We start from the raw sequence: 13,175 nt of genomic DNA on the forward strand, positions 1-13,175 counted from the left end.
GAGCATGTTGAAGAAAAGAATAACTAAGCGTCGTATTGGTTTAATTGTACTAATCATTCTTGTTGTAGCCGGATTGCTGATTTGGAAATATTTAACTCCGTATGCACCGGCAGAAGAAGCCGAAACTGCACTGATTTCAAGCGGTGGAGTTACAGTTGAACAGAATGAAAACTGGATTTCGTTCGAACCCTCCATTACTAAGGGGGCCTCGATCATATTTTACCCTGGAGCTCTGGTGAAACCAGAAGCTTACTCCCCACTGGCGAAGGGCATTGCTGCTGCGGGGCATCCGTTCTACATCGCTAAAATGCCGCTTAATTTAGCGGTAACAAAGGGCGATGCTGCAGAAGAGATTATTCGTGTGCATCCAAAGCAATCTTTTGTTCTAGGTGGGCATTCGCTTGGGGGTGTCATGGCGTCACGTTATGCGATTGAGCATGCGGACCAGCTGGAAGGTGTGTTTTTCCTGGCTTCTTATCCAGATGAAAAAGGTAGTCTGCGTGAGACTACTTTGTCAGTATTGTCGGTAGTGGGTACAGAGGATCAGGTTATTGACAGAGACAGCTACAACAAAGGACGTTCCTATTTGCCAGATAATACGATTTATAGTTCAATCGTCGGTGGAAATCACGCTCAGTTTGGAAGTTATGGACCACAAAAAGGAGACGGGAAAGCAACCATTTCCGAAGAAGAACAGCAAAATGACACTGTGCGCGCCATGCTGGATTGGCTTGGGAATATCAGGTAGTCTTCGGTCTTTCCAACAAAGGGAGGATACTTATGCCAGAATTACAGATTAACGATGAATGCATACCCTGTTCAGGAATATTGTTCGACAAAGATGGCACGTTATTGGATCTATTAGCCACTTGGGGGAATTGGGCCGAGCTTGTACTATGTGGAATGGAAAATCAGCTTGCGATTATGGGAACTGATTTTATCGTGGATCGGAGTAAAGTGCTAGGTACCCAGCATGATGCTGCAGGAAAGTTGATTGGTTATGATCCAGCAGGGCCGCTCACCATGGCTACAGAAGAAGAAAGTTATGGTGTGCTTGCATGGCAGCTGTATGCTGCTGGTGTTCCTTGGAATGAAGCGTTGACCCGTGTAAAGAGTATAGCTAAGGACGCTATGTATGAATTACGCAAACGCCGCACGGCACAACCTCTAGAAGGGCTTCTTCCTTTTCTGGAACAGTGCGCGGCTGCATCACTCAAGCTAGGGGTGGTTACCTCAGATGGCGCAAAGACCACTCAGGAGCATCTGGATTGGCTTGGTATTGCTCATTACTTCCATTCGGTAGTTACAAGAGACAGAGTATTAAATGGAAAACCCGCACCTGAAATGGCTGAATTAGCCTGCCGGGAGCTGGGGCTGTCTCCTGAAGTGACGATTATTATTGGTGACAGTAATGCAGATATGCAATTGGGTAAAGGTGCAGGCTTACGCCTCGCCGTTGGAATCTCCAACATGGGTGATGGAAATCACTTGATTGACGCAGATGTGATTATTTCTAGCTATAATGAGCTAAGGATCACCTACTGATCAGCATACTAATGGAAAGGATGTGCTACAACATATGGATCAATTGCAGACACTTGCTTCTTGGATTAAAGACTGTGACAACATCGTTTTTTTCGGAGGGGCAGGTACATCAACAGAGAGTGGGATCCCGGATTTCCGCTCGGCAGCAGGATTATACCAGACTCAGCACAATTCACCTTATCCGCCTGAAGTGATGCTGAGCCGAACTTTTTTTATGTCCTCACCGGACATTTTTTTTGATTTTTACCGCAGTAAAATGATTCATCCCGATGCTCGTCCGAATGGTGCACATCTGCTGCTTGCAGAGTTAGAACGGCAGGGCAAGCTTAAAGCAGTTATTACGCAAAATATTGATGGCCTACATCAGCTGGCGGGTAGCCAAAAGGTACTTGAGCTGCATGGTTCCATTCATCGTAACTATTGCATGGACTGCTCACGTTATTACGGGCTGGAGCAGCTCCTAAGTACCACTGAGATCGTCCCTCGCTGCCCCGAATGTGGTGGTATTATTAAGCCGGATGTTGTGCTATATGAAGAAGAATTGGACCACTCGGTGCTGGTGAGTTCTGTCGAAGCGATAGCAGCTGCAGATATGCTTATGATTGGTGGAACCTCTCTTACTGTCCAGCCTGCAGCTAGTCTAGTCACTTATTTCCGGGGCAAACGTACGGTGCTGCTGAATGGCGACCCGACACCTTTTGATGATCAAGCTGATCTTCTGATTACAGATCGGATTGGGAAAGTACTCGGCAGTGTAAAGGATCTGCTTGGTTAGAAGGGATAATCTCATGGCTTGTCGGTTGCCAGATTATTATTGCGCTTAGTAGTTTAAAGATAAGGTAGTACAGAAACAGCGCGTAATGAGGGGCAGGGATAAGCAATGGTATATGTAGCAAATGAAGCACGATATGAAGACATGCGTTATAACCGTTGCGGGAACTCAGGTCTTAAGCTTCCGGCAATCTCATTAGGACTATGGCAGAATTTTGGTGGAATTGATACTTACGAGAATGGCAGAGAAATGATCACTCGTGCTTTTGATCTTGGAATTACTCATTTTGATCTAGCCAACAACTATGGACCACCAGCGGGTTCAGCAGAAGAGCTCTTTGGTAAAGTGCTTGCAAGTGATATGGCTCCATATCGAGATGAAGTGGTGATTTCTACAAAAGCAGGGTACAACATGTGGCCCGGTCCTTATGGCGAATGGGGTTCGCGTAAATATATGCTGGCTAGTCTGGATCAGAGTCTGAAGCGGCTGGGCATAGATTATGTTGATATCTATTATTCGCATCGGCCGGACCCGGAAACACCTCTTGAAGAAACCATGCAGGCGCTCGACCATGCTGTGCGTTCCGGCAAAGCTCTGTATATAGGATTATCTAACTATACCGCGGAGCAGACGCTCGAAGCGGTTAGAATCTTAAACAGCTTAGGAACGCCGCTCTTAATTCATCAGCCGAGTTATTCTATGCTCGATCGCTGGATTGAGGGGAGTTTACAGGGTGTGCTGGAACAGAGCGGAGTTGGCAGTATCGCTTTTACACCTCTTGCTCAAGGATTGTTAACCAATAAGTATTTAAATGGAATCCCAGAAGGATCAAGAGCGGCCAAACCCTCTGCTGCGTTAAATGAAAGCCGAATTACACCGGATGTGAAGCGCAAGATCCACGCGTTAAATCAGCTTGCTGTTTCAAGAGGCCAGAGTTTGGCGCAGCTTGCACTAGCTTGGACACTACGTGATGGGAAGGTTACTTCTGCATTGATAGGGGCTAGCAGAGTTAGTCAGATTGAAGAGAATATAGCTGCACTTCAGCATTTGGAGTTCTCGCAGGCAGAATTGGATCGCATTGAGACTATTCTTCAAACGGAGAATGGAACTGGATGAAGACGTAGGTGAAGGGATGAGCTGCATCGATGGAGTTGCTTCAAGATGAGAACAAGGTGAAAGAGTGGGCCGAAGCCAACTCGGAATCTATAGGCTTAAATAGGTCGAAGATTGAGGCTAAGTATATTTGGAATCCTGGAGGGTTTGTAAACCAATCTTATCGCATAACGGATGGTCAAACCTTTCGTCATTTAAAACTCTCGCAAGAACAAAAAGCAGTGGGACTTAAACAATGGGTTAAGATCAGTGAACATTTGACTTATAATTACAAGGCACCACGGTTGATTAGGGAGATTACACAAGAAATAACATCTGGTTATTCTTATGGTTTAGTGTTTGATTTTATCGAAGGTAAACCATTAAGCTCCATTTCCGATCCACTGCCAGTGGTTGAAAAGGTTCTGAGGTCCCTTCATCAATTACATGCGGATAAAGGAATTAGGATGGCAGTTGTAAGTGAGGATGAGGACTACAATTATGCCGCCGCATTTACTGACGAATACATCAATCGATTTGAAGAAGATCTGCAAATTATTAGAGCGGAAAAGCATTTGCTGGACTTCGTAACGGCGGACACTTTAGATTGGTTCGATACAGAAGTGGAAGCTTTGAGAATTATGGTTAGTCAGCACCCTTCTTTTCAGAGAAAGGCGTCGGACATCGTACACAATGATGTGAATTGGCAGAATATCTTAGTCAATGATAATAATGAATTTTGGATTATTGATTGGGATGACCTTACGGTTTTTGGAGACGCTGCAATGGATTATTCCGTACTACTTTGGCCGCTCTATAAATCAAAAGATTGGACTTACTGTAGGGATCTAGTTATTGATTTAGCAGGCCTTGCAATATTGGAACGGATTGAGTTTTATTTTAGAGCGAAGCTCCTTGATGATGTGATTGATGTTCTCGCTGACTATGTTGAAGCGGAGCAAGTGCCAGAACTGAAGGAAATGGCTCAGAAAAGGGCAAAAGAGATACATCTTCGTGCTTACCCTGAATATCTGAGTCTATATGCAACATAACCGAAGCTAACTGAAAGATCAGCTTAATAAAGGGATTCACATATTGGACTTGCCTAATATGTGAATCCCTTTTTCAAAGGCTTCCCTTACTGATTTGTCTTTTTTACATGTCTAGTCGTTGTGAGACGGTAAGCGGTGGGTGACTGAGCACAAAACCGTTTGAATTGGCGTGAGAAGTATAAAGCATCGGTGAGCCCCACGGATGCTGCTACCTGTTCCACGGACAGCTCGGGCCGTTCACGCAGCAGCTGTCTGGACTTTTCAATGCGCAGCTTCAGCAAGTAGGTCACCGGAGATAATCCGGTCTCTTGCTTAAATACACGGGATAGATAGGCCCGGTTATAGCCAAGAGTATCACACATTTGTTCAATGGATACTGGATGAGCATATTGGGAGGCCATGTAGTGGATCATTTGCTTCACAGTACGCTTAACCTGCGATTCAGCTCCAGGAAGACGGGAGAAGGAAGAGAGTAAATCTGCGGCTTCACCTACAATGAGATAAAGATACCCTAGAGAAGTTAGGTGTGCACTTTCTTTGTTTGCTTTGAAGGCTTGCATGATACTGGAAAGGGCACCTGGGATGACGCTATCACCCGTTGTAGTCACCACAGGTTTTTGAGGTGTAAAGCCTGTCTGCAGCACGAGGCTATCAGCCTCACTCCCAGTAAAAGCTGCCCAGCGATAGCACCAGGGCTGATTTTTATCCGAAACATAACTGACCAGCTGTCCTGGATGAATAAGGAAGCAATCACCTTTTCCCAGTGCATATTGATGATGTTCAGTACGGAAAACACCTGAGCCAGACTCTATAAAGTGAAGTAAATAATAATCGTAAATCTTAGGGCCAGCTTGATGCATAGGAATCGTCTGACTTTGACCAGCAAACAGTACATGGAGATTTTGTTTATCGTAATATACGGGATTAGATCCTACGGAATAAGTATGCTCCATTTGAGACAGCCTTTCTTGTGTTATTGTCATTTTATGGCTTATAGTTTAGGGTGTATCAATTATTTGTGTAATTATTATATTATGGGAAGTCACATTTATCCATACATTACACACATGATTGCATTATCAGAGGATGACTGATTCTATTATAATGAATACATAAAGAACGCTTTACTTATTCCCACTGGCTGAAGCAGCGAAAGGATGGAGTGGCATTAATGAGCACACAGGAACTTAAAAAGAAATTCATCGAAAAGTACGGGGTAAGCGAGCAAGAAGCTCAAGTATTTTATGCACCAGGCCGTGTTAATCTCATTGGAGAGCACTTGGATTATAACGGTGGATACGTGCTGCCGGCAGCTTTGGAATTCGGAACAACATTGATTGTCCGTCCACGCAGTGACAGCAAAGTGAATTTTGCATCTACTAATTTTCCTTATGAAGCATCTATTGATTATAGTGAAATTGGCAAGGCCAAAACTGGAGAATGGATCGACTATCCGGTTGGAGTAATGGTTGAATTGGAGAAGAAAAACACTCCAGTATCTAAAGGTTACGATCTGCTGTTCCATGGTGATATTCCGAATGGCGCAGGCTTGTCCTCATCGGCTTCTCTTGAAGTCGTGACTGCTTATGCTTTCCTAACTCTCGAAGGCGGCGACACGGATACCGTTGAGATTGCACTCTTGTCTCAGCGTGCTGAGAACCAGTACGTAGGTGTAAACTCCGGAATTATGGATCAGTTCGCAGTTGCTAATGGCAAACGAGATCATGCAATCCTGTTAATGTGTGATACGCTTGAATATAATCTGGTACCTTTCATCACAGGTGCTTACAAACTGGTTATCGGCAACACGAACAAACGCAGAGGACTTGTAGATTCCAAGTACAATGAGCGTCGTCAGCAGTGTGATGAGGCCTTGTCTATTTTGCAAAAAGAAGTTCCTTCACTAGCTTATCTGGCACAGCTCAATCGTGAACAATTCGAAGCACATCAAGATAAAATCACAGATGAAATTGTTAGACGCCGCGCTCGCCATGTTGTGGAAGAGAATCAACGTGTACTAGAATCCGTTGAGGTCTTAAAGAACAATGATCTGAAGCAGTTTGGACAGTTCATGAATGACTCACATACTTCCTTGCGTGATTTGTATGAAGTTAGCTGTGAAGAGCTAGATATTATGGTTGAAGAAGCACAGCGTATTCCCGGTACACTGGGTTCTCGTATGACTGGTGCAGGTTTCGGTGGCTGTACTGTATCCTTGGTACATGAAGATGATGTAGAACGTTTCATTCGTGATGTAGGCGAGGCATATACCACAAGATCTGGTTTGGTTGGTGAGTTCTACGTTTGCGGCATCGGTAATGGTGTCCAAGAATTGAAGGGAGTGTAATCAAATGGCAATTTTAGTAACAGGCGGAGCAGGGTATATTGGATCTCATACTGTAGCAGAGCTGTTGGATCGCGGCGAAGAAGTGGTCGTCATCGACAATCTGCTAACGGGGCATCGTGAGGCGCTACTGGGTGGCAAGCTGTACGAAGGCGATCTGCGTGATAAGGAGCTGCTGGGTAAGCTGTTCGCCGAGAATGAGATTGATGCGGTTATCCATTTTGCAGCAAGCTCTTTGGTTGGTGAAAGCATGAAGGACCCAGTGAAATATTATGACAACAACGTATACGGCACACAATGCCTTTTGGAAGCTATGCAAAAAGCTGGCGTGAACAAAATCGTATTCTCGTCTACAGCTGCAACCTACGGCGAACCGGAAAAGGTGCCGATTGAAGAAACAGACCGTACCGAGCCAGCAAACGTATATGGCGAAACTAAGCTGACTATGGAACGCATGATGGCTTGGTTTGATAAAGTACTGGGTATCAAATATGTAGCGCTTCGTTATTTTAATGCTGCAGGTGCACATGCTAGTGGCAAAATCGGTGAAGACCATCGTCCGGAAAGTCATTTGGTTCCGCTGGTATTGCAAACCGCTTTGAAGCAACGGGAGAGCATCGCCGTATTCGGAGACGACTATCCTACAGAAGACGGTACTTGTGTGCGCGACTACATTCATGTTAGCGATCTGGCTGACGCCCATGTTCGCGCAGTAACTTATCTGCGTAGCGGAAGCAGCAGTAATATTTTTAACTTGGGAAATGGACTTGGCTTCTCGGTAAAACAGGTTATTGAAACTGCGAAGAAAGTTACAGGACTAGAAATCCCTGTAGTTATTCAAGAACGCCGTGCTGGAGATCCGGCAGTACTGGTAGCTTCCTCCGATAAAGCGCGCTCTATCCTTGGATGGAACCCTCAGCATGCTGACTTAGAGAATATCATTCAAAGCGCCTGGAACTGGCATTCTGCCAATCCGCAGGGGTACGGAGAATAAGGGGCTTTAGCATAGCTTAACTAGAGCATGAGACCCTACTTAAGGAGAATTGAAAATGCACAACGAGAATAAGGTTACGCCTGCTGGCCAGAAAGCCTTACATGCGATTGAGCAGCTAGTTCTGTTTGCACTACGTGAGCAGCTCATTGCTCCATCAGATGAAGACTATAGCCGTAATGTGCTGCTAGATCAGTTCGGATTTAGTGAGCCGTTCGTTGGCGAGATCGATCAAAGTCCACTTACAGGTCCACAGGTTCCACTGGATGCACTGATTGATTATGGTTTTGAAATCGGATTGATTCCAGAGAATAGCGACACTTACCGTGACTTGCTGGATGCCAAGATTATGGGACTCCTAATGGCCCGTCCATCAGACGTAAATGCGGAGTTCAACCGTTTAGCTGCTGAAAAAGGTATCTCCGCGGCTACAGATCGCTTTTATAAATTAAGCATAGATTCCAACTATATCCGGATGGACCGGATTTCCAAGAATGTCTACTGGCTGCAAGATTCGCCTTACGGTGACATCGAGATGACAATCAATTTGTCCAAGCCTGAGAAGAGTCCGAAGGAAATTGCTATGGCCCGCTTGCTCCCGCCGCCGGTCTATCCAAAATGTCTGCTGTGCCGCGAGAATGTTGGGTATGCTGGTCGGGTTAATCATCCGCCGCGCCAGAACCTGCGTGTCATTCCACTTCAGCTGAATAATGAGAAATGGCTCTTTCAGTATTCGCCATATGTTTACTATAACGAGCACTGTATTGTATTCCATCATGATCATGTGCCAATGAAGCTTACCAAGGATACCTTGAAGAGGCTACTTAGCTTCGTGGAATCTTTCCCGCACTATTTTATTGGCTCGAATGCAGACTTGCCGATTGTTGGCGGATCGATTCTGACGCATGACCACTTTCAAGGTGGACGTCACACCTTCCCTATTCAGAAAGCGCCTAAGGAAGATACGTTCACGCATGCATCTTATCCGGGTGTCAGCATTAATATCGTAAAATGGCCTATGTCCGTATTACGTTTGAATGGTGACGATCCAGCGGTATTGCTGGAGTGTGGCAATGCACTTTATGAAGCTTGGAAGGCGTATAGTGATCCTGAAGCAGAAGTGTTGGCATTCAGCGAAGTTGATGGTGAAGTGCAGCCTCATAATACCGTTACTCCAATCGTTCGTCGGGCAGAAGATGGCAGCTTCGAGATGGATCTCGTGCTGCGTAACAACCGGACTAACGAGCAATATCCTGAAGGGATTTTCCATCCCCATCGGGAGATGCACCATATCAAGAAAGAAAATATCGGCTTGATCGAGGTCATGGGACTCGCAATTCTGCCAGGTCGTCTGAAGGAAGAGCTTGATTCTATTGCGAGCATCCTTACAGGAGATCAAGCACTATTAGAAGCGGTGAAGAATGATCCTAGTCATCCACTTGCGCAGCACGCTGCTTGGGTTAAGGAGCTTGTAGAGCGTTTCGGAACGGCATTACAGCATGAAGAAGCCGTCAAGATTGTGCAGAACGAAGTCGGCATCAAATTTACACATATTCTTGAACACGCGGGTGTCTATAAACGGACTCCGGAAGGGCAAGCTGCTTTCCGTCGTTTCGTGAAGAGCTTCGGTGCGATCTAAAGTTTGGAAAGGGGATGTCCTTAAGCCTGTAGGCTTAAGGACGTCCCCTATTTTATGTGGCTTGAAGCTAATCCATTTGAATGCGGGTATTCAGAGGTTTATAATACGAGTGAGCAAAACATTCTGAAATAACTAATGGAGGTTTACACATATGCGTAAATTTGATTTTTATAATCCTACCAAGTTGATTTTTGGACAGGGTACGCTGGAAGCGTTGAAGACTGAGGTTCCTAAGTACGGCAAGAATGTATTGTTGATGTACGGTGGCGGTAGTATCAAGCGTAGCGGTCTGTACGATAAGGTAATGGCTGAGCTGAGTGCAATAGATGCTGTGGTTACTGAACTCTCAGGCGTAGAGCCGAATCCACGCCTTTCCACCGTACATAAAGGTGTAGAGCTGTGTCACGAGCATAATATCGACCTCATCCTCGCTGTAGGCGGCGGTAGTGTGTTGGACTGCGCTAAAGCAGTTGCTGTTGGGGCGAAATATGATGGTGACATGTGGGACTTTGTTGAACGTAAGGCAGCTGCTCAAGACGCTCTCCCACTCGGTACAGTGCTGACGATGGCAGCTACAGGATCAGAAATGAATAGCGGCTCTGTAATCACCAACGAAGTGACCAAGGAAAAAATGGGCTGGGGCAGTATTCATGCATTCCCTGCATTTTCGATTCTTGACCCAGAGAACACCTTCACTCTGCCACGTGATCAGACGGTCTACGGCATGGTGGATATCATGTCTCATGTTCTGGAGCACTATTTCCATACTGATGGCAACACACCGGTACAAGACGGCTTCTGTGAGACTTTGCTACGTACGGTGATCGAAACCGCACCAAAGCTTATTGAAGATTTGAATAATTACGAACTGCGTGAGACGATCATGTACTGCGGTACAATGGCGCTTAACGGTATGGTTAGCATGGGATTTGCAGGAGATTGGGCGACTCACAACATCGAGCACGCAGTATCAGCTGTATACGACATTCCACACGGTGGAGGACTAGCCATTCTGTTCCCACAATGGATGAAATATAATATCGATACTGATCCTGCCCGTTTCCGCAAGCTTGCTGTAAACGTGTTTGGAGTTGATCCTGCGGGTAAGAACGATAAGGAAATAGGGCTGGAAGGAATTGCAGCGCTGCGTAGCTTCTGGGATTCCATTGGTGCACCGAAGACACTCGCTGATTATGATATTGATGACAGCGAGATCGGCAGCATGGCTGATAAGGCGGTCCGTTTCGGACCGTTTGGTAATTTCCGCAAGCTTGACCGTGAGGATGTAGTTGAAATTTATAAAATGGCTTTGTAAGTAAATTCTTCTACGAAAGAGACCCTTCGTCTTTAGTCTAGAAGATGTTATAGAACGTCAAAGAAGTGATTCTTCCATAATGGATGAATCGCTTCTTTGCGTTTATGCTCTACTGTGGATTTCTCCTCAACATCGTCCCTGATCTCTGCTGCTGCTGACCGCATTTTTCGTGCGTTTATCCTCAGAATGGAACTTTTATGGGTAAATATCCAAAGTTTGTGAAACCAATGACCTACTTTATTCGTTTAAAGTAATATGACAGTCCTGAATGAAGACAGGAGGAAGTAAATATGCAAACGCTGTATTTAGGCTGCTTGGCGCTAGGCGTCATATTTGCCATAGTCAGCGTCCTGGTGGGTGATGTGATCGGAGATGCCTTGCATGGGGTCTTTGATTTCGTATCCGTAGATTTTCTGAATCCCACCGTACTGGCAGGAGGAATAACCGTGTTCGGCGGAGCGGGCATTCTTCTAACCCGGTACAGCGCTCTGGAAGCTGGGGCGATCATTGCTTTGTCTTTGTTAGCCGCCGCTTTTTTGGGAGTACTTATGTATCTAGGGGTGGTTAAGCCCATGGAAAAAAGCGAAATGTCCAATGGGTTCTCTATGAGTGATCTGCCTGGCAAGATCGGGGAAATCACAATTCCTGTTCCCGCCACGGGTTATGGTGAGATTATGGTAAAGTTTGGCGCCGGCAATAGCCTGCATACGGCAGCAAGCTTTGATCATGAGCTGCTTCCGGCAGGGATTAAAGTTGTTGTAGTGGAGGTTAGAGAAGGCGTTGCATTGGTGTCAGAATTCGAAAAGAGAAGAGGAGTGGATCTTTAATGTTCGGTATTCCTGAGTATTTGTTAGTCCCTGCTGTTGTCGTTGCTGTTTTGTTTGTGCTAGGTATCGCATTCTGGGCACGTTACAAAACGGTTGGACCAGATGAAGGGATGATCGTAACGGGGTCGTTCTTGGGGAAAAATCATATTTCAGACGATGGATCTGGTCGTAAAATAAAGATAGTACGTGGGGGCGGGGCATTTATCCTCCCTATCTTTCAGAAGGCTGAATTTATGTCGCTTCTTTCTCATAAACTCGATGTGACGACCCCGGAAGTATACACCGAACAAGGGGTTCCGGTTATTGCTGACGGTGTAGCGATTATTAAAGTGGGTAGCTCGACTGAAGATGTGGCGACAGCCGCTGAGCAATTTATGGGCAAACCGATTGAAGCGCTGAAGAGCGAAGCACAAGAAGTTCTTGAGGGTCATCTACGGGCCATTCTCGGTTCGATGACCGTTGAGGAAGTATATCGTAACCGTGACCGTTTTGCGCAAGAGGTTCAAGGCGTGGCGGCACGTGATCTTAAGAAAATGGGTCTGCAAATTGTTTCCTTTACTATCAAGGATGTCCGAGACAAACATGGATATCTTGACGCATTAGGTAAACCGCGGATAGCTGCAGTGAAGCGGGATGCAGAGATCGCTGAAGCAGAAGCAGTGCGGGATGCGAGAATTCAAAAGGCAAACGCTGAAGAGCAAGGGCAAAAAGCAGAACTGCTGCGGGATACGAATATCGCCGAAGCCTCCAAGGAAAACCAGCTTAAAGTGGCTGCGTTTAAACGGGATCAGGATACAGCGAAAGCGGAAGCCGACCAGGCTTATCATATTCAAGAGGCACGTGCAAAGCAGACCGTTGTTGAAGAACAGATGAAGGTTGAGCTGGTACGTAAGGAACGTGAAATCGATTTGCAAGCCAAAGAAATTCAAGTTCGTGAGAAGCAGTACGACGCAGAAGTGAAGAAAAAAGCGGAAGCGGATCGTTACGCAGTAGAGCAAGCGGCGGAAGCTGATAAGGCGAAGAGAATGCGTGAGGCAGATGCCTTGCAATATAGTATTGAAACGCAAGCTAAAGCGACAGCTGAGCAGAAGCGTCTTGAAGGTCAAGCGATGGCGGATGCAGAGCTGGCTAAAGGTACAGCGGATGCTGAGGTTATCCGGTTGCGCGGTCTAGCGGAAGCAGAAGCCAAAGAAAAGCTGGCGGAAGCTTTCCAGAAATTCGGCGAAGCAGCCGTGCTCGATATTATCGTCAAAATGCTGCCTGATTTGGCTGGCCAAATCGCGAAGCCGCTGGCATCCATTGACAAGCTTACGGTTGTAGATACCGGTAATGGTGAAGGTGCGGCACGTGTCAGCAACTATGTAACTCAGTTGATGTCTACGGCTCCTGAGATGCTGAAGAGCGTCTCTGGAATTGACGTAGAGGCCCTGATCAAAGGGCTGACGACTAGATCCTCAGGGTCAACTGGAAGCAAGGCTGCTCCAGTCACACCCGTGACCTCCATACAACCTCCAGCGGCATCGGGGGGAGCGAGCAAAGCTTCAACTTCTGTGGCTGAGCAACCTGAAGACTAGTTAAAGCAATAACTACTATAGAAT

Annotated in this window: 12 protein-coding genes; 11 read left to right on the forward strand and 1 reads right to left on the reverse strand. The window is 46.1% G+C overall.

Annotation, left to right across the window (positions count from 1 at the left end):
- Positions 1 to 4: 4 nt before the first annotated feature.
- The 5 genes from NYE25_RS28900 (at position 5) to NYE25_RS28920 (ending at position 4,461) form a co-directional block, all read left to right on the forward strand.
- A complete protein-coding gene (locus NYE25_RS28900) occupies positions 5 to 748 on the forward strand; it encodes an alpha/beta hydrolase (RefSeq protein WP_076300029.1) in 744 nt (247 codons plus the stop codon).
- Between the two features lie 32 nt (positions 749 to 780).
- Entirely contained in the window at positions 781 to 1,545 is a 765-nt protein-coding gene (locus NYE25_RS28905) for an HAD family hydrolase (protein WP_076300028.1), read from the forward strand.
- 34 nt (positions 1,546 to 1,579) lie between these two features.
- Positions 1,580 to 2,320, forward strand: coding sequence for an NAD-dependent protein deacylase (locus NYE25_RS28910; RefSeq protein ID WP_076284245.1), 741 nt, complete (start codon positions 1,580 to 1,582; stop codon positions 2,318 to 2,320).
- Positions 2,321 to 2,425: 105 nt separating this feature from the next.
- The gene (mgrA, locus tag NYE25_RS28915) at positions 2,426 to 3,433 is read left to right on the forward strand and encodes an L-glyceraldehyde 3-phosphate reductase (RefSeq protein WP_341061536.1); all 1,008 of its coding nucleotides are present in this window, start codon (positions 2,426 to 2,428) and stop codon (positions 3,431 to 3,433) included.
- A 29-nt stretch (positions 3,434 to 3,462) separates the two neighbouring features.
- On the forward strand, positions 3,463 to 4,461 hold the full coding sequence (locus NYE25_RS28920) for an aminoglycoside phosphotransferase family protein (RefSeq protein ID WP_042186136.1): 999 nt from the start codon (positions 3,463 to 3,465) through the stop codon (positions 4,459 to 4,461).
- 86 nt (positions 4,462 to 4,547) lie between these two features.
- On the opposite strand, the gene NYE25_RS28925 is transcribed toward NYE25_RS28920, so the two are convergent.
- On the reverse strand, positions 4,548 to 5,414 hold the full coding sequence (locus NYE25_RS28925) for an AraC family transcriptional regulator (RefSeq protein ID WP_341147486.1): 867 nt from the start codon (positions 5,412 to 5,414) through the stop codon (positions 4,548 to 4,550).
- Between the two features lie 218 nt (positions 5,415 to 5,632).
- Between NYE25_RS28925 and NYE25_RS28930 the strand changes: the two genes are divergently transcribed.
- From NYE25_RS28930 to NYE25_RS28955, 6 genes are all read left to right on the forward strand, one after another.
- On the forward strand, positions 5,633 to 6,808 hold the full coding sequence (locus tag NYE25_RS28930; RefSeq protein ID WP_341147487.1) for a galactokinase: 1,176 nt from the start codon (positions 5,633 to 5,635) through the stop codon (positions 6,806 to 6,808).
- Between the two features lie 4 nt (positions 6,809 to 6,812).
- Positions 6,813 to 7,799 (forward strand): UDP-glucose 4-epimerase GalE, encoded by a 987-nt coding sequence (galE, locus tag NYE25_RS28935; protein ID WP_042186143.1) that lies wholly within the window; start codon positions 6,813 to 6,815, stop codon positions 7,797 to 7,799.
- Positions 7,800 to 7,854: 55 nt separating this feature from the next.
- Entirely contained in the window at positions 7,855 to 9,435 is a 1,581-nt protein-coding gene (locus NYE25_RS28940) for a UDP-glucose--hexose-1-phosphate uridylyltransferase (protein WP_076300026.1), read from the forward strand.
- A gap of 151 nt (positions 9,436 to 9,586) precedes the next feature.
- Positions 9,587 to 10,750 carry an iron-containing alcohol dehydrogenase gene (locus NYE25_RS28945; RefSeq protein ID WP_341147488.1) on the forward strand — a complete coding sequence of 388 codons (1,164 nt, stop codon included), beginning with the start codon at positions 9,587 to 9,589 and terminating at the stop codon, positions 10,748 to 10,750.
- A gap of 290 nt (positions 10,751 to 11,040) precedes the next feature.
- Positions 11,041 to 11,577, forward strand: coding sequence for a hypothetical protein (locus NYE25_RS28950; protein ID WP_042186148.1), 537 nt, complete (start codon positions 11,041 to 11,043; stop codon positions 11,575 to 11,577).
- Positions 11,577 to 13,151, forward strand: a complete 1,575-nt coding sequence (locus NYE25_RS28955; RefSeq protein WP_076300025.1) for a flotillin family protein — start codon at positions 11,577 to 11,579, stop codon at positions 13,149 to 13,151. Before NYE25_RS28950 ends, NYE25_RS28955 begins: the two co-directional genes overlap by 1 nt.
- Positions 13,152 to 13,175: the final 24 nt, after the last annotated feature.

It is taken from the genome of Paenibacillus sp. FSL E2-8871 (assembly GCF_038000345.1).
Lineage (GTDB): Bacteria > Bacillota > Bacilli > Paenibacillales > Paenibacillaceae > Paenibacillus_AQ.

Bases quoted from the DNA above. Each gene is read 5' to 3' on its own strand.
- NYE25_RS28900 (WP_076300029.1), top strand. From the start codon at position 5: ATGTTGAAGAAAAGAATAACTAAGCGTCGTATTGGTTTAATTGTACTA.
- NYE25_RS28905 (WP_076300028.1), top strand. From the start codon at position 781: ATGCCAGAATTACAGATTAACGATGAATGCATACCCTGTTCAGGAATA.
- NYE25_RS28910 (WP_076284245.1), top strand. From the start codon at position 1,580: ATGGATCAATTGCAGACACTTGCTTCTTGGATTAAAGACTGTGACAAC.
- mgrA (WP_341061536.1), top strand. From the start codon at position 2,426: ATGGTATATGTAGCAAATGAAGCACGATATGAAGACATGCGTTATAAC.
- NYE25_RS28920 (WP_042186136.1), top strand. From the start codon at position 3,463: ATGGAGTTGCTTCAAGATGAGAACAAGGTGAAAGAGTGGGCCGAAGCC.
- NYE25_RS28925 (WP_341147486.1), bottom strand. From the start codon at position 5,414: ATGGAGCATACTTATTCCGTAGGATCTAATCCCGTATATTACGATAAA.
- NYE25_RS28930 (WP_341147487.1), top strand. From the start codon at position 5,633: ATGAGCACACAGGAACTTAAAAAGAAATTCATCGAAAAGTACGGGGTA.
- galE (WP_042186143.1), top strand. From the start codon at position 6,813: ATGGCAATTTTAGTAACAGGCGGAGCAGGGTATATTGGATCTCATACT.
- NYE25_RS28940 (WP_076300026.1), top strand. From the start codon at position 7,855: ATGCACAACGAGAATAAGGTTACGCCTGCTGGCCAGAAAGCCTTACAT.
- NYE25_RS28945 (WP_341147488.1), top strand. From the start codon at position 9,587: ATGCGTAAATTTGATTTTTATAATCCTACCAAGTTGATTTTTGGACAG.
- NYE25_RS28950 (WP_042186148.1), top strand. From the start codon at position 11,041: ATGCAAACGCTGTATTTAGGCTGCTTGGCGCTAGGCGTCATATTTGCC.
- NYE25_RS28955 (WP_076300025.1), top strand. From the start codon at position 11,577: ATGTTCGGTATTCCTGAGTATTTGTTAGTCCCTGCTGTTGTCGTTGCT.